At 29.4% G+C, this 20,798-nt stretch carries 22 protein-coding genes; 12 read left to right on the plus strand and 10 right to left on the minus strand.

Translation table 11 applies throughout. The features are described 5' to 3' along the window. Positions 1–108: 108 nt before the first annotated feature. The 7 genes from folE to nadC all read right to left on the minus strand — a co-directional run bounded on the left by folE (position 109) and on the right by nadC (position 7,413). Positions 109–777 carry a GTP cyclohydrolase I FolE gene (folE, locus tag H0I27_RS11245; RefSeq protein WP_240915486.1) on the minus strand — a complete coding sequence of 223 codons (669 nt, stop codon included), beginning with the start codon at positions 775–777 and terminating at the stop codon, positions 109–111. Positions 778–881: 104 nt separating this feature from the next. Continuing rightward, on the minus strand, positions 882–2,249 hold the full coding sequence (hisS, locus tag H0I27_RS11250) for a histidine--tRNA ligase (protein ID WP_218730799.1): 1,368 nt from the start codon (positions 2,247–2,249) through the stop codon (positions 882–884). A 117-nt stretch (positions 2,250–2,366) separates the two neighbouring features. Further along, positions 2,367–3,305 (minus strand): YihY/virulence factor BrkB family protein, encoded by a 939-nt coding sequence (locus H0I27_RS11255; protein WP_218730800.1) that lies wholly within the window; start codon positions 3,303–3,305, stop codon positions 2,367–2,369. 91 nt (positions 3,306–3,396) lie between these two features. After that, on the minus strand, positions 3,397–3,969 hold the full coding sequence (locus tag H0I27_RS11260) for a pentapeptide repeat-containing protein (RefSeq protein WP_218730801.1): 573 nt from the start codon (positions 3,967–3,969) through the stop codon (positions 3,397–3,399). A gap of 6 nt (positions 3,970–3,975) precedes the next feature. Beyond that, a complete protein-coding gene (locus tag H0I27_RS11265; RefSeq protein WP_218730802.1) occupies positions 3,976–4,344 on the minus strand; it encodes a copper resistance protein NlpE in 369 nt (122 codons plus the stop codon). Between the two features lie 8 nt (positions 4,345–4,352). After that, on the minus strand, positions 4,353–6,455 hold the full coding sequence (locus H0I27_RS11270) for a M3 family metallopeptidase (protein ID WP_218730803.1): 2,103 nt from the start codon (positions 6,453–6,455) through the stop codon (positions 4,353–4,355). A 100-nt stretch (positions 6,456–6,555) separates the two neighbouring features. Then, positions 6,556–7,413 carry a carboxylating nicotinate-nucleotide diphosphorylase gene (gene nadC, locus H0I27_RS11275; protein ID WP_218730804.1) on the minus strand — a complete coding sequence of 286 codons (858 nt, stop codon included), beginning with the start codon at positions 7,411–7,413 and terminating at the stop codon, positions 6,556–6,558. Positions 7,414–7,579: 166 nt separating this feature from the next. Between nadC and rlmH the strand changes: the two genes are divergently transcribed. Then, positions 7,580–8,053, plus strand: coding sequence for a 23S rRNA (pseudouridine(1915)-N(3))-methyltransferase RlmH (gene rlmH, locus H0I27_RS11280; protein ID WP_218730805.1), 474 nt, complete (start codon positions 7,580–7,582; stop codon positions 8,051–8,053). 11 nt (positions 8,054–8,064) lie between these two features. Here rlmH and H0I27_RS17640 read toward each other — a convergent pair whose 3' ends face one another. Next, complete coding sequence (locus tag H0I27_RS17640; RefSeq protein WP_254713079.1) at positions 8,065–8,784, minus strand: AraC family transcriptional regulator; 720 nt, start codon at positions 8,782–8,784, stop codon at positions 8,065–8,067. Between the two features lie 954 nt (positions 8,785–9,738). On the opposite strand from H0I27_RS17640, the gene H0I27_RS11290 reads away from it, so the two are divergent. The 5 genes from H0I27_RS11290 to H0I27_RS11310 all read left to right on the plus strand — a co-directional run bounded on the left by H0I27_RS11290 (position 9,739) and on the right by H0I27_RS11310 (position 14,745). Continuing rightward, positions 9,739–10,320 (plus strand): non-canonical purine NTP diphosphatase, encoded by a 582-nt coding sequence (locus H0I27_RS11290; RefSeq protein WP_218730807.1) that lies wholly within the window; start codon positions 9,739–9,741, stop codon positions 10,318–10,320. Positions 10,321–10,432: 112 nt separating this feature from the next. After that, positions 10,433–11,461: an iron ABC transporter permease gene (locus H0I27_RS11295; RefSeq protein WP_218730808.1), complete on the plus strand. Its 1,029-nt coding sequence runs from the start codon at positions 10,433–10,435 to the stop codon at positions 11,459–11,461. Positions 11,462–11,510: 49 nt separating this feature from the next. Next, positions 11,511–12,311 (plus strand): ABC transporter ATP-binding protein, encoded by an 801-nt coding sequence (locus H0I27_RS11300; RefSeq protein ID WP_218730809.1) that lies wholly within the window; start codon positions 11,511–11,513, stop codon positions 12,309–12,311. Positions 12,312–12,361: 50 nt separating this feature from the next. Then, positions 12,362–13,393, plus strand: coding sequence for a M28 family metallopeptidase (locus H0I27_RS11305; RefSeq protein WP_218730810.1), 1,032 nt, complete (start codon positions 12,362–12,364; stop codon positions 13,391–13,393). A gap of 197 nt (positions 13,394–13,590) precedes the next feature. Next, positions 13,591–14,745 carry an iron-containing alcohol dehydrogenase gene (locus H0I27_RS11310; protein ID WP_218730811.1) on the plus strand — a complete coding sequence of 385 codons (1,155 nt, stop codon included), beginning with the start codon at positions 13,591–13,593 and terminating at the stop codon, positions 14,743–14,745. Between the two features lie 60 nt (positions 14,746–14,805). Here H0I27_RS11310 and H0I27_RS11315 read toward each other — a convergent pair whose 3' ends face one another. Continuing rightward, entirely contained in the window at positions 14,806–16,152 is a 1,347-nt protein-coding gene (locus tag H0I27_RS11315; protein WP_254713080.1) for a lipopolysaccharide assembly protein LapB, read from the minus strand. A 218-nt stretch (positions 16,153–16,370) separates the two neighbouring features. On the opposite strand from H0I27_RS11315, the gene pyrR reads away from it, so the two are divergent. The 5 genes from pyrR to H0I27_RS11340 are packed head-to-tail and all read left to right on the plus strand — an operon-like array spanning position 16,371 to position 19,459. Further along, entirely contained in the window at positions 16,371–16,910 is a 540-nt protein-coding gene (pyrR, locus tag H0I27_RS11320) for a bifunctional pyr operon transcriptional regulator/uracil phosphoribosyltransferase PyrR (protein ID WP_218730813.1), read from the plus strand. Positions 16,911–16,912: 2 nt separating this feature from the next. Continuing rightward, positions 16,913–17,842: an aspartate carbamoyltransferase catalytic subunit gene (locus tag H0I27_RS11325; protein ID WP_218730814.1), complete on the plus strand. Its 930-nt coding sequence runs from the start codon at positions 16,913–16,915 to the stop codon at positions 17,840–17,842. Positions 17,843–17,883: 41 nt separating this feature from the next. Further along, complete coding sequence (locus H0I27_RS11330; RefSeq protein ID WP_218730815.1) at positions 17,884–18,216, plus strand: hypothetical protein; 333 nt, start codon at positions 17,884–17,886, stop codon at positions 18,214–18,216. 11 nt (positions 18,217–18,227) lie between these two features. Next, positions 18,228–18,548 carry a T9SS type A sorting domain-containing protein gene (locus tag H0I27_RS11335; protein WP_218730816.1) on the plus strand — a complete coding sequence of 107 codons (321 nt, stop codon included), beginning with the start codon at positions 18,228–18,230 and terminating at the stop codon, positions 18,546–18,548. Continuing rightward, positions 18,545–19,459 carry a ribonuclease Z gene (locus tag H0I27_RS11340; RefSeq protein WP_218730817.1) on the plus strand — a complete coding sequence of 305 codons (915 nt, stop codon included), beginning with the start codon at positions 18,545–18,547 and terminating at the stop codon, positions 19,457–19,459. The genes H0I27_RS11335 and H0I27_RS11340 overlap by 4 nt, the downstream gene beginning before the upstream one ends. A 91-nt stretch (positions 19,460–19,550) precedes the next feature. Here H0I27_RS11340 and H0I27_RS11345 read toward each other — a convergent pair whose 3' ends face one another. Continuing rightward, a complete protein-coding gene (locus H0I27_RS11345) occupies positions 19,551–19,913 on the minus strand; it encodes a CoA-binding protein (RefSeq protein ID WP_218730818.1) in 363 nt (120 codons plus the stop codon). Positions 19,914–20,192: 279 nt separating this feature from the next. On the opposite strand from H0I27_RS11345, the gene H0I27_RS11350 reads away from it, so the two are divergent. Continuing rightward, positions 20,193–20,768 (plus strand): Crp/Fnr family transcriptional regulator, encoded by a 576-nt coding sequence (locus H0I27_RS11350; RefSeq protein ID WP_218730819.1) that lies wholly within the window; start codon positions 20,193–20,195, stop codon positions 20,766–20,768. The last annotated feature ends 30 nt before the right edge of the window (positions 20,769–20,798 follow it).

The raw sequence follows: 20,798 nt of genomic DNA on the forward strand, positions 1-20,798 counted from the left end.
TTATTATTTCAAGAATAATTCAAAAATATTAAACAAAAAAAACCGTTTAGAAAATTTCTAAACGGTTTTTAATATTTATAGAATTCTGTTTAAGCAGAAATAATAGTTTTATTCAAAACTTGTATTCATTTTTAAGTACTCTAAAAATTCTCTTTTCGTTTCTTTTTCTTTAAATTTACCTCCAAACTCTGCAGTAACAGTAGAGCTTTCAATGTCTTTAATACCTCTAGAATTAACACATAAGTGCTTTGCATCAATAACACAAGCAACATCCTCTACACCTAAAGCTTCTTGCATCGCTTGTACAACTTGCATTGTTAAACGCTCTTGCACTTGAGGTCTCTTAGAAAAATACTCTACAATTCTATTCATTTTAGAAAGTCCAATTACTTTCCCATCAGAAATGTAAGCAACATGTGCTCTACCAATAATTGGTAATAAATGATGTTCGCAAGTAGAATATACAACGATATTTCTTTCTACCAACATTTCACCATAATTGTAATTATTATCAAAAGTTGATGCTTTTGGTAAATTTTTAGGGTTTAATCCCATAAAAAGTTCATTAACAAAAGATTTAGCAACTCTTTTAGGAGTTCCTTGTAAACTATCATCTGTCAAATCCAAACCTAAAGTGGTTAAAATATCCTTAACACTCTGTTGAATTCTTTCAATTTTTTCTTCATCAGTTATATCAAAAGCATCTGCTCTTAATGGAGTTTTGGCTGATGTACCAACGTGATTCTCTCCTATTTCTTCAATTCTTTCGTCATTCATTTTGCTGCTCAATTCAAACATTTCATTCTTATTATAGTGCAAATTTACGTGTTTGCAACGTATTATTTTAGTTTACGAATCAATAAAAATTATAAAACTATAATTTATGCTTTTAGTAAGGTTAGTATTTCTGATAAATCACCATCTGTTTGCTCTCCTGAATTCATATTCTTTAAAGTAAAAACATCATTTACTACATTAGAAACTACAAATTCTATTTCTCTAGAACTAACGTATTTCCATTGTCGTTTTTGTGCCTTATTACTTTCTGCTAAATCAGGATAAAATTCACTTTTTATATTATTTTCTCTTAAAACCTTAATGGCTTTCATTTTTAGAACATTCGTATCAGACTCAAAATTTAAGAAAATAACCTTAGGTTTTGGTAAGTCTACAGCTTTAAACAAACCTAACTCTTCTAATACTAAATAGATTCTGTCTAATCCAAAAGAAATACCAACTCCAGAAACATCTTTTAAACCAAAGATTCCTGTTAAATCGTCATATCTTCCACCACCACCAATAGACCCCATTTTTACACCTTTTGGCGCAGCAACTTCAAAAATTGCACCGGTGTAATAATTTAATCCTCTTGCTAAAGTAACATCTACTTCTAAAGTTGCTGTTTCTAAACCTAATTCTTCCACAGAATTAATTACAAAACGCAACTCTTCTACTCCATTTGTTCCTTCTTCAGAAGTTGACAACATACTTTCTAACGAAGCTAGTTTATCTAAATTAGATCCAGAAAAATCGAACAAAGGTTGTACTTTATCAATGGCGTCCTCCGTAATTCCTTTAGATAACATCTCTTTAACAACACCGTCTTTACCAATTTTATCTAACTTATCTAAAGCTACTGTAAAATCGATTAATTTATCTTGTGCACCAATAACTTCTGCGATTCCAGAAAGTATTTTTCTATTATTAATTTTAATATTCGTACCTGCTAAACCAAGTTTACTAAAAACGGTATCATATAATTGTACAAATTCTACTTCTTGCCATAAAGATTTACTACCAACAACATCTGCATCACACTGAAAAAACTCTCTAAAACGTCCTTTCTGTGGTCTGTCTGCTCTCCAAACGGGTTGTACTTGATACCTTTTAAAAGGAAATGTAATATCATTTTGATGTTGTACAACGTAACGTGCAAAGGGCACTGTTAAATCGTAACGTAATGCTTTTTCTGAAATTTGACTAGTAACTTTTAAGCTGTTTTTTTGTGATAAAAGACCTTCATCGGCTTTCTTTAAAAAGTCTCCAGAATTTAAAATCTTAAAAATCAAACGATCTCCTTCTTCACCATATTTCCCCATTAAAGTTGATGAATTTTCAAAACTTGGCGTTTCTATAGGTTGAAATCCGAATGTTTCAAAAGCAGTTTTTATCGTATTCATTATATACGTTCTGTTGGCTACTTCTGTTGGCGAAAAATCTCTAGTTCCTTTTGGAATACTTGGTTTCATATAAATCAGTTATCAATGTTCTTTTATCATTTTTTAATAAACCAGATTAGATTACTGATAATTGTTAAATGATAATCGCTTTTAGCGAACGCAAATATCGTGAAAAACTTAGAAATGTTATAAAATAGAATCAATTTTATTTCTGAATCTTAAAGCGTAAATAGCAGCATTTAACTCAAAGCCTAACAATAAGATAATTGCATTTAGCCACACAAATAACATCAAGATTAAAAGCGTACCAATAGAACCGTATAATTGATTGTATTGTGCAAATTTAACTACATAAATACCGAATAAATAAAACGTACATAAAGACACAACTGTGGTTAAAATTGCACCTGCAGAAAAGAATTTTGTTTCTTTACCCTGTTTTGTTCCGTACCTAAAAAGCAAAGATACAATAGTAAAAATCATTACTAAGAAAACGGCATTTTTACCCAAAAGAAAAAGATCTAAATCACCGGTATCTAACCAACCCGTTTCGTCTATTTTAGATAGTGCTACTTGATATAAAATTAAGGTGGTAATGGTAACTATTAAAAAGAATGACATTAATAAAGAAACTCCTAAAGAAACAAAATAGGCTCTAAAAACATTTCTAACATCAGTTATATGATATGAATGCTCAAAACCACCAAAGATAGCATTCACACCATTTGTCATTAAAAAGATAGACAATAAAAAACCAAAAGAAAGCAAACCTCCATATTGATTGTTAATAATATCTTTTAACACAACATCTACAGCTTCAAATGTTTGTGGAGGCAACACCTCCTTTATAAATGAAAATAAGCCTTCTTGAAAACCTTCTATTGGAATGTATGGAATTAACGTTAAAATAAACAGTAAAAAAGGAAAAACGGCCATAAAAAAACTAAATGCAATTCCACCTGCTCTAGTTGTTAAAGCTCCTTTTACAATACCAATTATGTACATTTCTATAACATCGTACAAGGACATTCCTTCTAAACCAGGAATTTTTACTCTTTTTCCAAATAGTACCAAGAAATTTACAACTGGTATTTTTTCTAATTTCTCTTCTATTTCTTTACTCATTATTTTGAGTTACAAAGTTAAATTTAGTAGCAAAGTTACAAACTGCATGAGTAAAAACAGTAGTTAATTTTACTTTCGTTTTAATTATAAATTATTCAATAATAATTTTATATTCTGATAAAAGCCCAATAATATTCTCTTTACTAAACTTCCCTCCTTTTAAACTATTATTTTCCGGACTAATATTAAAGTTAAAAGCAGTTCTAAAATCTGACTTCTCTAAATTTGTTCTGTCAAAAATTGCCCCTTTAAAATCACAATTATCAAAAGAAGAATTGGTTAAAACTGCTTCTGTAAAATCTACTTCTTGTAAGTTACAATTACCAAACTTTGTATTCGGAATTTTTAATTTATAAAAAGACGAAAAACTTAATTGACAATCTTTAAAACTAAACTGTAGTAAAAACGCATCGCATTCATTAAATTTCACTCCCATCATTTTACAATTGATAAAAGCAACCTCTCTAAAAGCAGTATTATCTAAAATTGCATTGCTAAAATTACAATCTATAAATTCGCATTCTACAAACTGAATATTGGACGCATGTACATTCTCAAAATTACAATTGGTAAATGTACAATTATCATACTCGCCTTTGTTTATTTTAGTTTTCCTGAAATCTATTTTAGTAAATTCTTCGCTATCAAAATAAGTATCTGTCATCTAAACTTACTCTTGTTTTGTTAATTTATAGTTTAATTCACTTTTAATTTTATTACCATCAATATCTAGCATTTCAATATAATTGTCTCCAATTTCATATTTAAAAGGACTCGTTTCCAACTCTAAAATTACTTTTCCGTTTTCAACGGAATAATTTCCTGTTTTCGTAAAAACAGTATCATCACCTTGTCCCTTATATACACTCTCTAACACAAAAGTTTTATCAGAATTTAAGGTCATTTTATTATCGATTCCCGTACAATTAGCACATGGAAACTCGCCAATATAAACACCAGAAACATCTTGTGCTGTGTTATTTTTACATGCTAAAAATAGAATACAAACTACCGCTATAACTTTTATAATATGTTTCATTTTATTAATTATTTTAAACCTCTTGCTTCTAACATTGGTGCTGCTTTAGGATCTCTCCCTGCAAATGTTTTATACATTTCTGCATAATCCATTGTGTTTCCTTTAGATAAAACTTGCTCACGGAATTTTTGTCCGTTTTCACGAGTTAACAAGCCATTGTCTTTAAACCAATCATACGCATCATGACTCAACATTTCTGTCCATAAATAAGAATAATAACCAGCAGCGTAACCACCACTAAAAATGTGTGCAAAATAAGTAGAACGGTATCTTGGAGGAATTTCATCCAAATTTAATTTCATACTTTTTAAGGCTTCTGCTTCAAAATTAGCTACATCTTCAATGGTCTCTTTTGGTGAAATTGTATGCCATTTCATGTCTAAACTAGAAGAACATAAATTCTCTATCATAGAATATCCTTGGTTAAAAGTACCCGCATCTTTAATTTTTTGCAACAATTCAGCAGGAATCACTTCTCCTGTTTTATAATGTATCGCGTAATTATTTAAAATTTCTGGATGTGTTGACCAATTTTCATTAAACTGAGAAGGAAATTCTACAAAATCTCTTGCGGTACTTGTACCAGAAATAGATGCATATTTTTGATTTCCGAAGAAACCGTGTAATGCATGGCCAAACTCATGAAACATGGTTTCAACTTCATCAAAACTGATTAATGTCGGTTCTCCTTCTGCTGGTTTTAACGAATTACAAACATTATAAATTACAGGTTTTTGATTGCGTAATTTAGATTGTTTTACAAAATTACTCATCCACGCACCACCACGTTTGCTATCTCTTGCAAAATAATCTCCAAAGAATAATCCTAATTTAGAACCGTCCTCTTCAAACAACTCATACACCACAACATCTGGGTGATAAGTAGGAATATCTGTACGTTTTTTAAATGTAATTCCGTATAATTTTGTTGCCGCATAAAAAACTCCTTTTTCTAAAACGTTTGTCATTTCAAAATAAGGTTTTACATCATCTTCATTTAAGTTATATTTAGATTTACGTACTTTTTCTGCATAATAATTCCAATCGTAAGCAGCTAATTTAAAGTCTTCTCCTTCTTTATTAATTTCTGCTTGAATCTCTTTTATTTCTGATGCTGCTTTGTCTAAAGAACCAGGAATTAAATTTTTGAACATGTTAAAAACCTTGTCTGGAGTTGCCGCCATGGTTCCTTGTAAACTCCAACTAGCATAGTTATCAAAACCTAATATTTGTGCTTTTTCCGATCTTAACTTTGTCATTTTTAAAACAAGATCACTTGTATCATACTCACCAGCATCTGCTCTATGAATTGATTTTTCAAACAATTCTTTTCTTACTTCTCTATTTTCTAACGTTTGTAAAGAAGCTTGTTGCGTTGTATTTACTAACTGAATTTCATAGGCACCATCTTTTTCTAAAGACTTTATTTTTTCATCAGAAAAACCTTTTAAACCTTCTTTATTAGTAACTGTAATTCCTCCTTTTTTACTTGCATCTAATAATTTTTTTCCAAAATCGTTAGATAAACTCGCTATTTCTGAATTGATTTCTTTTAATTTCTCTTTTTTTTCTTCGGATAAATTTGCGCCTGCTTTAGAAAAATTCTTAAAATATTCTCCAACCAAATGTTTAGATTCAGCATCTAAATTAGCTTCAGAAAGATTTTCATAAACCGATTTTACTTTTGCAAACAATTGTGTATTTAATAAAATATCATCGTTGTGTTTAGAAAACTTTGGCGCTAATTCTTTTTGATTTTCTTTAATAGTATCATTGGTATGCGCGCCTGCCAATCCATAAAAAACAGCAGTTACATCATCTAACTTTTTACTACTTTCTTCTAAAGCTAAAATGGTATTTTCAAAATTTGGAGCCTCAGTATTCTGAGTAATTTTTTCAATTGCCTCATTTTGCAATTTCATACCTTCTAAAATAGCCGGTAAAAAATGTTTTGCTTTAATTTTAGTAAAATCTGGTGTACCATATTCTAACGTACTTTTCACTAATAAAGGATTTTTAGAAATATCCATTGTGTTTTCTTTTTTAGCTTCTTTAGTGTTGCAAGAAATCACCAACATTAAAGATGCAGCTATTGTTATATATTTTTTCATTTTTTTTTATTTTAGTTACAAAGTTAAAAGCAGTAACAGAGTTGCAAAGTCAGACTTTGTATACTGCAACTTTGTATTTTTTTCAAACTTTTTAACATTCTTAAAAAGCTTTTAAACTTAAATCTAAATTATAAACCGAATGTGTTAATGCACCAGAAGATATAAAATCTACACCACATTCTCCGTATTTTCTAATCGTTTCCTCGTTAATTCCGCCTGAAGATTCTGTTAAGCAAGTATCACCAATTAGTGCAACTGCTTTTTTAGTATCTTCATAATTAAAGTTATCTATTAAAATTCTGTAAACACCGTCGTTAGATAAAATTTCTTTAATTTCTTCTAAACTTCTCGCTTCCACAATAATTTTAATATCGATATTCTTTTCTGCTAAATATTTCTTTGTTTTGGTAATTGCAGCTGTAATTCCGCCAGCGAAATCGATGTGATTGTCTTTAATCATTACCATATCATACAATGCAAAACGATGGTTTTCTCCTCCTCCAATTTTTACAGCCCATTTTTCAATAGCTCTAATTCCTGGTGTTGTTTTTCTAGTATCTAATACTTTAGTTTTTGTTCCTTTTAATAAATTTGCAAAAAAGGCTGTTTTTGTTGCTATTGCAGACATTCTTTGCATAGCATTTAAAACCAAACGTTCTGCCATTAAAATCGATTGAGACTTCCCGGAAACATGAAAAACAATATCTCCATATTTTACATCATCACCATCATTTATAAATGTTTCTATTTCTAAATCTTTATCAACGTAAGAAAAAACTTGTTTTGCAAATTCTACTCCGGCTATAATTCCGTCTTCTTTTACCAACAATTTTGCCTTTCCTTCTGCATCGGCAGGAATACAAGAAAGTGAAGTATGGTCTCCATCTCCAATATCTTCTCTAATAGCATTTTTTATAATTAAATCTAACTCGTTCTGAAATTGTTCTTTTGATATCATAATTATTGAATTCTGATGTAAAAATAACCAATGATTTTCAACTTTTTGTTACTTCTGTTGAATTTATGTTTTAAAACAGATAAATTTGTACCGACAATAATTGTCTCCTCGAGTGCAGTCGAGAGGTTTTTATAAGGTCTCGACTGCGCTCGACCTGACAAGAATTATGAAAATTAAATTACTAGCCATTGGTAAAACTGACAATAAAAATTTGATTCAGTTAATTGATGAATATCAAAATAGATTAAAGCACTATATAAAGTTTGAATTAGAGATTATTCCCGATATTAAAAACGTAAAGAATTTAAGCGAAATTCAACAAAAAGAAAAAGAAGGTGAATTGATTTTATCTAAACTACAAAACACAGATAATTTAGTTTTGTTAGATGATAAAGGCAAACACTTCACCTCTATTGAGTTTTCTAAATATTTACAGAAAAAAATGAACGCTGGTATAAAACAATTAGTTTTAGTAATTGGTGGACCTTATGGTTTTTCTGATGCGGTTTATAGAAAGTCTGTCGGAAAAATATCTTTATCTAAAATGACATTTTCACACCAAATGATTCGTCTTTTTATTGTTGAACAATTGTATAGAGGTTTTACAATTCTTAAGAATGAGCCTTACCATCATGAGTAAAAAATATTTTTCTATTTCTTACTTCTACTGTAATCTTGAGGTGAATGTGATGTAATACTTTTAAAGGCAATAAAAAAAGGATTATAAGATGCAAATCCCGTTTTATAGGCTAAAGACTCAAAGGTTTCTGTGTTTAAAAAACCACCTTCAATAAGTTTAAGAGCATCTTGTATTCTACTATTTTTTCTATATTCTGTAAAAGAAATTTTAGAATGATATTTAAACAAATAAACAATATGACTTGTAGGTACCCCTAAAGTTTCTGCAATATCACTCTGTGAAACTTTTTGACCTCTAAAAATAAATTGTTCTGCACTTAATTTATCAACTTCTTGAATATAACTTACAATATTGGTTCTTATATTTTCTTGTAATCTATAATCTTGACTATCTTCTTTTATAGCGACTTCTATTACCCAATTATTACCTACAATGTCACTTACTGAAGCTAATTGCTCTTCCTCTTCAGGTGATACCTCATTAAATTTTAATAAGGTTTTATTAAGAATAGGAAGTCCGTATAAAATTTCTGGAGAGATTAAAATTTTAAAGAAAACGGATAACCAGAAAACCATTGAAAAAACAGCCATTGTTTTCCCCGAAACCTTACTACCTGATTTAAACTCTAAATACAAGGAAATAAAAACCATTAAACTACAAAGTATGTTAATTACAAAAAAATAAATGGTCCAATTTTTAACCAAATTAAAATGATCTTTATTTAAAAGCATGTTTTTTCTGAACCAAACTTTATTCTTTAACAATATAAATATTAAAACGATATAAAACAGCACAAAAATTGATATCAAATAAAAATTAGTCATTGTACCAAAATAAAATATAAAGCTATTTTGTAAAACTTCGACTGAATTGATTAGATATAGAAATATTATAAAAAAAAGATGTTTAAAATCTTTAGGGTTGTATGCTTTTTTCTGATCTACTAAATGCTTATAATATAAATATAAAGAAGGAGCAAGAATTAAAAAAAGTAAGGAATATAAACCGCTATCTGGTTTTAAAATCGATTGTAAACCTAAAACATAACTACCATGAAAAAAATAACGAAATGAAATTACACTTATAATTAAAACTAAAAAAAAATTACAAAATGGATTAGATCTATATGACCTAATCATTAAGGTAAGTATAACAAGCCCAATAATGCCTGTAAATAAAAATAAAAAGGCTTCGATCAAACCATTTGAGGTGTTTTTATTTATCAAACCTACAAAAAATTAACTAATATTCTTTTAATTTTATTACTGATTCATTAAAATTCTTACTGATTTCATTAAAATGACTAGTCCTTAAATTTTTAAATGAAGTTTACATTATTTATTTATTCTAAGTTTGAGTTGGCATATGCAAAGAAGAAAAAGAAGAAGAGTAAATAAACTTGTCAACGACAATATATGTGTTTATAGAAAATTAAAAAGTAATTTTTATGAATTTGGGGGAATAATAAAATAGTTTCTTTTGATTTTTATGTAAACACATGTTGACAAGTTTTTTATACTTACCAAAAAAAAATCGTAACCTATAACACTTTATTTTACACTTTTCACAAGAGCTCTTCCTGTTACAATAATTCCTTAATTTAAATTTTTATATTAATCAATTTCTATCGCTGAACTCTTTAAAATTTCACTGTTTAATTTCTTACATTTGCTAAAATGAAACAGATGAAATTAGTTTTCGCTACCAACAATTTAAACAAACTTGCTGAAGTTCAAGAAATGTTACCAGACTCAATACAATTATTGAGTTTAAAAGACATTAACTGTTTTGATGAAATAGAAGAAACAGAAACCACTTTAGAAGGAAACGCTAAATTAAAGGCAGATTATATTACCAAAAAATTCGGTTATAATTGTTTTGCTGATGATACCGGTTTAGAAGTAGAAAGTTTAAACGGAAAACCAGGTGTATATTCTGCACGTTTTGCAGGTGAGCCTTCTAATTCTGAAAACAATATGCAAAAATTATTGGTAGATTTAAAACCTACTGAAAATAGAAAAGCACAATTTAGAACCGCTGTTGCTTTAAACTTAAATGACGAAAATTTTCTTTTTGAAGGAATTTGCAAAGGAGACATTCTAGAAAAGAAACACGGAGAAAAAGGTTTTGGATATGACCCCATATTTAAACCAAAAGGTTATGAAAAATCTTTTGCAGAAATGACTTCAGAAGAAAAGAACACCATTTCTCATAGAGGAATTGCAATTCAGAAATTAGTAAAATTTTTATCAAAATATAATTATTAGAATCAAACTCTGGAACATTATCTTCAAGTTAAAAATATTTTAACTTGAAGATAAAAGCACAGCTTTAGAGAAGTTTAAGTAAGTTTAGACTGTGCACAACCAACAAGCATCAATGGAAAACAAATCATACACAAAACACTTCCTTTTTTTATCAATTTCACTGGTAGTTTTGTTCTTTTTGAATATCAGTTTTGGGTCTGTTTCTATTCCGTTTAAAGATATTTTCAACAGCCTTTTTGGCGGTAATGTAACCAAAGAAAGTTGGGAAACCATTATTGTTAATTTTAGAGTACCAAAAGCCATAACAGCTATTTTAGTAGGTTCTGGCTTGTCTATTTGTGGTTTACTCATGCAAACCTTATTTAGGAATCCTTTGGCGGGTCCTTTTGTATTGGGTATCTCTTCTGGAGCAAGTTTAGGAGTTGCTATTTTAATTTTAGGTTCTTCTGTTTTTGGTGGCTTTTTTCTAACAAGTTCTGTATCTAATTGGTCATTACCTATAGCTGCAAGTCTTGGTGCTTTTTTAGTTTTATCTGCTGTAATTATTGCAGCAAACAAAGTTAGAAACACTATGTCTATTTTAATAATTGGATTAATGTTTGGCTCACTAACATCTGCAGTTATTAGTGTTTTAGCTTACTTTAGTGAAGCAGCCCAAATACAGCAATACCTCTTTTGGAGTTTTGGAAGTTTGGGTAATTTAACTTGGAATGAAATTACCGTTTTTACTATTATTTATTGCATCGGAATTTTAGGAACTATTACCGTTATAAAACCTTTAAACAGTTTTTTATTAGGTGAAAATTACGCAAAAAGCTTAGGCGTTAATGTCAAAAAAAGCCGAAATATTATTTTACTAATTACCAGTGTTTTAACGGGTGTAATTACAGCATTTTCTGGACCAATTGCATTTGTAGGATTGGCAGTTCCGCACATTGCAAGAATGTTATTCTCGAGCTCTAATCATAAAATATTATTGCCCGCAGTAGCTATTATTGGTGCCATTGTTTTGTTAATTTGCGACGCCATAGCACAAATGCCTACAAGTGAATTTACATTGCCTATAAATGCAATTACATCTTTATTTGGTGCACCCATTGTTATTTGGTTGCTAATTAGAAAAAAGAGATTATTTGTTTAAAAGGATAAATTAATCCTAACCTTCCTTTTGGGAAGGAGGTAGCTCATTTATGAATAAACAAGAAAATAAACATATCGTTTTAAAAACTGAAAATCTATCTATAGGTTATCAGCAAAAAAAGACCCCTAAAATTATTGCTTCAAACATCAATTTAGAAATTGAAAAGGGAAAATTAATAACGGTTTTAGGCAAAAACGGAATTGGAAAATCGACTCTTTTAAGAACACTTTCTAAGGTTCAGAAACCTATTTCTGGTGCTATATTTATTCATCAGAAAAACTTAAAAAACCTTACAGAAACCACACTTTCTACACAGTTAAGTTTAGTATTAACAGAACGTTTACCAGAAAGCCAATTAACGGTTTACGAATTAATTGCCCTTGGTAGACAACCTTACACAAATTGGATTGATAAACTTTCTAGTAAAGACATCGAAAAAGTAGAAACTGCATTACAACAAACAGAAATAGAACATCTTAAAAATAATCGTTTTTATGAATTAAGTGACGGTCAATTACAAAGAGTTTTAATTGCACGTGCACTTGCACAAGATACAGATATTATTATTTTAGATGAGCCAACAGCCCATTTAGATATGCATCATACTATTAAAATATTTTCATTGTTAAAAAAGTTAGTTGCAGACACTCATAAAACCGTTATTATTTCTTCTCACGAAATAAACCTTTCTATTCAATTAGCCGATCAAGTAATGCTTTTAACAGAAAACACCGTTCATTTTGGTACGCCAACAGAATTGATAGCAACAAATGCTTTTGACACCCTTTTTCCTAAAGAACTTGTTAATTTTAACAAAACGTTACAACAATTTGTGATTAACAAAAGTTAAGTTTGATGTTTAATTTACAATCAACTTTATAATTTTTATTCAACCAACTCATGAAAAACACCTTTTACACTATTGGGCTATTCTTTTTAATAGCATGTAGCTCTAGTAAAACCACCACGCAAGAAGATTTAAATATCGATTATGCTGCAAAATATGCAGAATCAATTACGGCTGAAAACTTAAAAACACATTTATATATTTTTGCTTCAGATGAGTTTGAGGGAAGAAATACAGGTGAGCCTGGACAAAAAAAAGCAATTAAATATTTAAAAGATTTTTACGTAAGCCAAGGTATTGCTTCACCTTTAGGTGGTGATGATTATTTTCAGGAAGTTTCTGCAGAATTTTTAAATAAAAACTCTAGAAGAGGAAACTTAAAAGATTCTGAAAATGTTTTAGCTTTTATAAAAGGTACAGAAAAACCAAATGAAATTGTTGTTATTTCTGCACATTTAGATCATGAAGGAATAAAGAATGGTGTAATTTATAATGGAGCAGATGATGATGGTTCTGGTTCTATGGCTATTTTAGAAATTGCAGAAGCTTTTCAAAAAGCAGCTAAAGCTGGAAAAGGGCCTAAAAGATCTGTGTTATTTTTACATGTTACCGGAGAAGAAAAAGGCTTATTAGGTTCTAAGTACTATACAGAAAACCCTGTTTTTCCTTTAACAAATACCGTTTGTGATTTAAATATAGATATGATTGGTAGAGTTGATAAAGCACATACTTTAGATTCTAATTATGTGTATTTAATTGGTGCAGATAAATTAAGTACAGAGCTTCACGAAATTTCTGAAAAAGCAAATACAAAATATACCAATATTAATTTAGATTATAAATATAATGACGAAAATGATCCTAATCGTTTTTATTACAGATCAGATCATTATAACTTTGCAAAACACAATGTACCTGTAATATTTTATTTTAACGGAACTCATGAAGACTACCACAAGCCTTCTGATACTCCTGATAAAATTGAATATGACTTATTAAAAAAAAGAACGCGTTTAGTGTTTTATACAGCATGGGAAGTTGCCAATAGAGAAGCAAGATTAGTTGTTGATAAAGCTGGCAAGTAATACATTTTAGTCAATAAAAAATTAAGAAAACCTCACAATATTGTGAGGTTTTTTTGTATGCATAATTAATTTTTATTGATAACAAAATGAATCATGATAATAGTCATATCTAAAAACTTATATAACCGCTAATTTTGCGAACAGAAAAACAGTGTAAAAACACCGATTTTTATTAACTACAACTAAACAAACTAAAAATGTTACAAAACAGAAGAATTTACTTACCACCATTAAGTTTAATTGGCCCAGGAGCGTTAAACGATTTAGGAGAAGAATTAAAAAGCTTACCTTACAAAAAAGCACTTTTTGTAACTGACGAGGTTTTAGTGAAAATTGGTGTTGCTCAAAAAATTATTGATGTAATGGAAGCTTCAGAGGTTGAAGTAGTCCTTTTTGATAAGGTTCAGCCAAACCCTACTTGCCAAAATGTAAACGCAGGTTTAGAATTGTTAAAAGACAATTCATGTGATTTTATCTTGACGCTAGGTGGCGGTTCTCCACAAGATTGTGGTAAAGCTATTGGTATTTTAGCAACAAATGGTGGAGATATTAAAGATTACGATGGTATTAATATATCAAAAAAAGCAGCATTACCAATTGTAGCAATTAATACAACTGCTGGTACTGCGAGTGAGGTTACTATTAATTATGTGATTACCGATGCGGAACGTCATATTAAAATGGTGATGGTCGATAAAAATTGTTTAGTTTCAATTGCTGTAAACGATCCAGAATTAATGATTGGTATGCCTGCAGGTCTAACCGCAGCAACAGGTATGGATGCCTTAACACATGCTATTGAAACGTATGTTACTAAAGGAGCTTTTGGTTGGTCTGATGCTTTGGCATTAGAGGCTATTAAATTAATTTCACAAAGTTTAGAAATAGCTGTTGTAGATGGTAAAAATATCGAAGCAAGAAGCAAGATGGCTTGGGGTCAGTTTATTGCTGGTCAAGCTTTTTCAAATGCTGGTTTAGGTTATGTGCATTCTATGGCACATCAACTAGGTGGTATGTATAATTTACCTCATGGTGTTGCTAATGCAATTCTATTACCACATGTAGAAGCTTTTAACCTACCTGCTTGTGCACATAAATTAAAAAGAGTAGCAAGAGCTATGGGAGTTGGTGTATTAGAAATGAGCGATACACAAGGTGCTAATGCTGCTATTTCTGCTATAAAAGCCTTATCTAAATCTGTTGGAATTCCTTCTGGATTAAAAGAATTAGGTGTTAAAGAAGAAGATTTTGCAGAAATGGCTAAAAATGCTTTAGCAGATGTTTGTACAGGAGGAAACCCTAGAGAAGTTACACTAGAAGATACTATTGCAATTTATAAATCAGCAATGTAATTTTTTTTTAAAATAATATTTAAAAACCTCACAATATTGTGAGGTTTTTAATTTTTGAACTTATTCCATCGCTTTTTTATAATCAACTAAAAGCTTTTGTACTTTTTTATCATCATAGACAATTGGGTACAATTCTTTTAAAATAATATTATAATCGTAATCTATTTTTAAAGCAGTAATTAAGTGGTCAAATCCGTATTTTTCTTTATTCAGAATAAAAAATAAGCCTGCTAATCTATATTCTATTTCAGCAGCATCTTTGTAAAATTTTTGTGCTTTAATTAAAGTACTTATTGCATCGTTAAATTCACCTAAAAAAGATAATACATCCGTTAGACCAATAAAAACCTCTAAGTCAGTATCATTTAAACTTAAACATTTTACATAACCAACTACAGCTTCTTCATAGAAATTAAGTCTTAAATTAATTTCAGCATATCGTCTCCAATACAAGAAATTGTCCTCTTCAATTTTTAACGCCTTAGAAATATAATAAGCTGCTTTCTGATAGTTTTCATCTAAGAATGATAAATTAGCAAGTGACACCCAACCTTTATCTAATAAAGGATCTTCATGTACCGCTTTTTTATAAAATGAAATAGCTTCATCTAAATTTAATAATTTTTCATAACACTCACCTACCCTAAGGCACACAAAAGCAGTCGCATCATCTAATTCTAAGGTAATTAAATAATTATCTATCGCTTCTTTATAACGCCCTAGTTGCTCTAAGGTTTTTGCTTTTTCTAAATAACCCCCAATAAAAGATTCATCAATTAAAACAGCATATTCAAAAGACATCAATGCCTTTTCAAACATTTCTAAAATAAAATACTGCCTTCCTAATTGATGCCAAGCAACTTCACAATATGGATTTATTTCTACATAACTGTTTAAATAGGTAATTGCTTCTTCATGTTTAGCCTCCATATCAAAACAATAGACAACATTATATAAGGCAGAATAATCTTCAAAATCTACTTCTACACACTTTATAAACGTAGAACGTGCATTATTAAAGTCGTCTAAATACAAATATTCCATGCCTAAAAGAGACCAAACATCTACTTTATCATCTGTAAAAGTCAACGCTTTTTTTAATAATTCTATAGACTCTTTATGGTTTCCTTGTTTAGAACTGATGGTTGCTTTTTGTATAAAAACTTCATCATTATTAGGCTCTAAACGCTCAATTATTTTTAATAATATGGATGCTTTATCTAACTCATCTTCAAAAACATAAATTTCTACTTGTAGTAATTTTAAATCTACAGAAGCAGGGTGTTGTTGCAACCCTAATTTTACTGCTTTTTTAGCCAAAGCATGTTTACCAGCATCTAAATAATGTACAATTATTTCTTCAAACTCAACCAGATCAAAAAAATAAACTGCGTTGGTTTTAAGCATGGATTCAAACTTTAAGAGGGACATAACTATTAGTTTTGAATTAGTATATTAAAGGTACTATAACTCCTAGTTCCCATTTAATTTAGGTTATTTTTTTTTTAACAATTTAGTTAACATTAAAGTGATTTCGTTTTTAGTTGCTATAAATTTTGCACATACATTTATTTACAGTAATTTTGATTTTCAATAACTATCAAGCTAAATTGATAGCTTTTCTTATGAGCAAAAAAAACTTACTTAACTCAAAGGATATTGAAATAATTTTACATCGATTGGCTTGTCAGTTAATCGAAAATCATAACGATTTTTCTAATACCGTATTAATTGGTTTACAACCTAGAGGTAGTTTTTTGGCTAATAGATTAGCCGATTTATTAAAAAACACCTACAACGTTAAAAACTTAAAATTAGGATTATTAGATATTACCTTTTACAGAGACGATTTTAGAAGAAGAGATGCACCTTTAGCAGCTACAGCAACTAAAATGGACTTTATAATTGAAGGTAAAAATGTAGTAATTATTGACGATGTTTTGTTTTCTGGTAGAAGTATTAGAGCTGCATTAACTGCAATGCAAGCCTACGGCAGACCAGAAAATATTGAGCTATTAGTATTAATAGACAGACGTTTTAGTAGACATTTACCAATTCAGCCAAATTATAGAGGCCGTCAAGTAGATGCTATTAACCATGAAAAGGTATTAGTTACCTGGAAAGAAACACATAAAAAAGACGCAGTTTACATAGAATCAAAATAATTATGTCAGAATTAAGTGTAGAACATTTATTAGGAATTAAGTATCTAAAAGAAACTGATATTGATCTTATTTTTAGAACTGCAGATCATTTTAAAGAGGTAATTAACAGACCTATTAAAAAAGTTCCTTCTCTTAGAGATATTACTATTGCTAACTTGTTTTTTGAAAACAGTACGCGTACAAAACTAAGTTTCGAATTGGCAGAAAAAAGGCTTTCTGCAGATGTAATTAACTTTTCTGCAGGACAATCTTCTGTAAAAAAAGGAGAAACTTTAATTGATACTGTAAACAATATATTGGCAATGAAAGTTGACATTGTTGTTATGCGACATGCAAGTGTTGGTGCTGGAGTTTTTCTATCTAAACATGTAGATGCTAAAATTATTAATGCTGGAGATGGAACGCATGAACATCCAACACAGGCTCTTTTAGATTCTTATTCTATTAGAGAAAAATTGGGTAGTGTAAAGGGCAAAAAAATTGTTATTGTAGGTGATATCTTACACTCTAGAGTTGCATTATCTAACATTTTTGCGCTGCAATTACAAGGTGCTAAAGTAAAGGTTTGTGGTCCTACAACCCTTATTCCTAAATACATTTCTAGTTTGGGTGTAGAAGTAGAAACCAATCTTAAAAAAGCTTTAGAATGGTGTGATGTTGCCAATGTTTTACGTGTTCAAAATGAAAGAATGGATCTTAAGTACTTTCCTTCTACCAGAGAATACACGCAACTTTTTGGTATAAATCAGGAGATTCTAGATAATTTAGACAAGAAAATTGTAATCATGCATCCAGGACCTATAAATCGTGGTGTAGAAATAACAAGTGAGGTTGCTGACTCTAATCAATCTATTATTCTAAACCAAGTAGAAAACGGAGTTGCCGTAAGAATGGCCGTTATTTATTTATTAGCACAACAGGTTAAAAGATAAATATAAACGCGATTTACAATTCGTGTACTAAATCTGTAAACATGAAAATAGACAAAAAAGATACATATACACTTATTTCAAGTGATGAAAAGTCATTCTCTGAATTCTATAATTCTTTCTTAATTGAAGAAGAAAAAAGATCTAAAGAGCATATTATTATACAAATTTCAGATAACATTAACGCTTCAATAAAAGATTTTTCACTATTTTTGAGAATAGCAGCACAAAAAAAGGAAAATGGCACATCATTTGTATTAGTAAATTCTAGTATTAATATAGACGATTTTCCAGACCACTTCAACATTACACCTACCTTACAAGAAGCAATAGATGTAATAGAAATGGAAGCTATGGAAAGGGAACTAGGATTTTAAACAAGAAGCAAATGGTAAAAAAACTACTTTTTATTTTATTTTTATGTTACACTACAATAGGTATTTCTCAAGAAACATCTATAGATCGTTTATCTGCTGCGCCTAATCCATTTACAAATTCTACCAAAATTAGTTTTTCATCAGATGCTAACAAGACTGTTTATTTTACTGTTAAAAATGTTTTAGGAAAAACGGTATATAGAAAAAGTATTCAGATTAAATCTGGTAAAAATAACATTCCTTTTTATAAAGATAATTTAGCTACAGGTATGTACATTTATAGTATTCAGGACAATAAAAAAACCATCTCTAAACGATTTGTTATTAGATGAGTATAGCACTAACTATTTTAGGATGCCATTCTGCAACTCCTAGAAAAAACGCTTTTCCTACTTCTCAATATTTAGAAATTAACAACAGTCATTTTTTGATTGATTGTGGAGAAGGTACGCAGCGTCAAATGAGAAAATATAAAGTAGGTTTCTCTAAAATAAATCATATTTTTATTACGCATTTACATGGTGATCATTTTTATGGTTTGGTTGGCTTATTAGCTACTTTCGGTATTTTAAACAGAGAAAAAGAACTCCATATTTATGGACCAAAAGGTATTAAAGAAGTTACTTTATTACAATTGAGAGTTTCTCAATCTCACGCTAAATATAAAATGATTTTTCATGAATTAACTTCAAAAGAAAGTGAACTTATTTTTGAAGATGATAAAGTTTCTGTAACTACAATTCCTTTAAATCATAGAGTTTATACAAATGGTTATTTGTTTACAGAAAAGCAAAAACCAAGAAAATTAAACATGTTAAATATTAGCGGATATCCAGATATTGATAAAGCTGATTATTTAAATATTAAAGCAGGTAAAGATGTTGTTTTACCTTCTGGAGAAATTGTTTCTAATTTAGAATTAACAATTCCGGCAGACAAACCTTTAAGTTTTGCTTTTTGTAGCGATACTTGTTATAAACCAGACATTGTACCTATTATAAAAGATGTAGACCTATTGTACCATGAAGCTACCTTTTTAGCAGATAGAGAAGATTTGGCAAAAAAGACAAAACACGCAACAACGAAGCAAGCTGCTGAAATTGCCAAACAAGCCAATGCTAAACAGTTAATAATTGGGCATTATTCTGGTAGATATAATGATATTAACGTTTTTAAAGCCGAAGCACAAGAAATATTTAAAAACACTAACCTAGCAGAACCAGGAAAAGTATTTAAAGTATAATTAATAAGTAAATTGAATTGGTTTTCTAAATTTATTAGAAAATAAAATATTTTGAAAAGGGAAGTTTAACTTTACCAATTCAATTTACTTTTTAATATTGCCCCATGCTCAACATTACTAATGTACAAGCAACTTCTACTGCTATAGAATTCTCTTCTAAAAGCTTTACAAATTCTCCATTTTCAGATCCAGGATTAAAAATTACCCTTCTAGGTTTTAATCCAATTATATAGTTATAGTATTCTTCTTGATTTTTTGGATTTAGATACAAAGTAACCGTATCAATATTATCAAACTCTTTTTTTTCGGTTTCAATGACAACACCTAAAACGGTTCCTTTTCTTATGCCTAAAGCAGCAACTGGTATTTCTTTATCTACAAGTCTTTTTATAGCAATATTAGAATATTTGTTAGGATTTGTTGATGCGCCAAGAACTAATGTTACATTTTTCATTCTGTTAATTTACGTTAAACAAATTTAATATCATAACAAATATAAACCAATCGATTAATAAAAGCTAGTAATATTAGAAATCCATTATACCTATTTAACTTCATTTTTCTAAAAATACAAAAACAGTAAATAAAATCTTAATTAACAAGAAACATAAAATAACAATAGATTTCATTGCTTAAAATAAGGTTCTAATTTCCCGTTAAAAAATACTTTCATATCATAATAAAAGACAAAGTTTCACTTTAATTAAGTAATCATTTTTAGCATCTTTGTAACATGTATCAAACTATAACAAATCATATCAATAATCATATTACTCCAACAACTATTGATTTGCAATTGTTTAATGCCATTTTAACGGAAACATCTATACCAAAAGGTCAGTTTTTACTATTACCAGGCACCATTGTAAAGCACGAATACTTTGTAATAAAAGGCTGTTTAAAAGCTTATTATATGGATGATAAAGGGAATAGGCATATTATACAATTTGCTATAGAAAATTGGTGGGTAGGAGATTTTGATGCATTTTATAATCAAACACCTTCCATATTACATATAGAAGCTATAGAAGACTCTAAATTACTATCTATAAGCTATGACAATCTTCAAAAAATTTATGATGAGGCACCTATTTTTGAACGTTACTTTAGAATTTTAACCACAAAGGCATTCATCGCGCAGCGAAAAAGAATTTTATCTACATTAGAAAAAAACACCCAAGAACGTTATCTAGAATTTTGCTCCTCTTACCCAAATATAGAAGATAGAGTACCTAATTACGATATTGCAAATTATTTAGGTGTTTCTCCAGAAAACTTAAGTCGTGTAAGGCGACAACTAAAAAGTTAAATCTTTCTTAATTGATCTAAGTCAATAATA

This window comes from Polaribacter sp. HaHaR_3_91 (assembly GCF_019278525.1).
Classification (GTDB): domain Bacteria; phylum Bacteroidota; class Bacteroidia; order Flavobacteriales; family Flavobacteriaceae; genus Polaribacter.

Excerpts from the sequence above, each read along its gene's own strand:
- folE (WP_240915486.1), bottom strand. The coding sequence starts at position 777 with ATGAATGACGAAAGAATTGAAGAAATAGGAGAGAATCACGTTGGTACA.
- hisS (WP_218730799.1), bottom strand. The coding sequence starts at position 2,249 with ATGAAACCAAGTATTCCAAAAGGAACTAGAGATTTTTCGCCAACAGAA.
- H0I27_RS11255 (WP_218730800.1), bottom strand. The coding sequence starts at position 3,305 with ATGAGTAAAGAAATAGAAGAGAAATTAGAAAAAATACCAGTTGTAAAT.
- H0I27_RS11260 (WP_218730801.1), bottom strand. The coding sequence starts at position 3,969 with ATGACAGATACTTATTTTGATAGCGAAGAATTTACTAAAATAGATTTC.
- H0I27_RS11265 (WP_218730802.1), bottom strand. The coding sequence starts at position 4,344 with ATGAAACATATTATAAAAGTTATAGCGGTAGTTTGTATTCTATTTTTA.
- H0I27_RS11270 (WP_218730803.1), bottom strand. The coding sequence starts at position 6,455 with ATGAAAAAATATATAACAATAGCTGCATCTTTAATGTTGGTGATTTCT.
- nadC (WP_218730804.1), bottom strand. The coding sequence starts at position 7,413 with ATGATATCAAAAGAACAATTTCAGAACGAGTTAGATTTAATTATAAAA.
- rlmH (WP_218730805.1), top strand. The coding sequence starts at position 7,580 with ATGAAAATTAAATTACTAGCCATTGGTAAAACTGACAATAAAAATTTG.
- H0I27_RS17640 (WP_254713079.1), bottom strand. The coding sequence starts at position 8,784 with ATGCTTTTAAATAAAGATCATTTTAATTTGGTTAAAAATTGGACCATT.
- H0I27_RS11290 (WP_218730807.1), top strand. The coding sequence starts at position 9,739 with ATGAAATTAGTTTTCGCTACCAACAATTTAAACAAACTTGCTGAAGTT.
- H0I27_RS11295 (WP_218730808.1), top strand. The coding sequence starts at position 10,433 with ATGGAAAACAAATCATACACAAAACACTTCCTTTTTTTATCAATTTCA.
- H0I27_RS11300 (WP_218730809.1), top strand. The coding sequence starts at position 11,511 with ATGAATAAACAAGAAAATAAACATATCGTTTTAAAAACTGAAAATCTA.
- H0I27_RS11305 (WP_218730810.1), top strand. The coding sequence starts at position 12,362 with ATGAAAAACACCTTTTACACTATTGGGCTATTCTTTTTAATAGCATGT.
- H0I27_RS11310 (WP_218730811.1), top strand. The coding sequence starts at position 13,591 with ATGTTACAAAACAGAAGAATTTACTTACCACCATTAAGTTTAATTGGC.
- H0I27_RS11315 (WP_254713080.1), bottom strand. The coding sequence starts at position 16,152 with ATGCTTAAAACCAACGCAGTTTATTTTTTTGATCTGGTTGAGTTTGAA.
- pyrR (WP_218730813.1), top strand. The coding sequence starts at position 16,371 with ATGAGCAAAAAAAACTTACTTAACTCAAAGGATATTGAAATAATTTTA.
- H0I27_RS11325 (WP_218730814.1), top strand. The coding sequence starts at position 16,913 with ATGTCAGAATTAAGTGTAGAACATTTATTAGGAATTAAGTATCTAAAA.
- H0I27_RS11330 (WP_218730815.1), top strand. The coding sequence starts at position 17,884 with ATGAAAATAGACAAAAAAGATACATATACACTTATTTCAAGTGATGAA.
- H0I27_RS11335 (WP_218730816.1), top strand. The coding sequence starts at position 18,228 with ATGGTAAAAAAACTACTTTTTATTTTATTTTTATGTTACACTACAATA.
- H0I27_RS11340 (WP_218730817.1), top strand. The coding sequence starts at position 18,545 with ATGAGTATAGCACTAACTATTTTAGGATGCCATTCTGCAACTCCTAGA.
- H0I27_RS11345 (WP_218730818.1), bottom strand. The coding sequence starts at position 19,913 with ATGAAAAATGTAACATTAGTTCTTGGCGCATCAACAAATCCTAACAAA.
- H0I27_RS11350 (WP_218730819.1), top strand. The coding sequence starts at position 20,193 with ATGTATCAAACTATAACAAATCATATCAATAATCATATTACTCCAACA.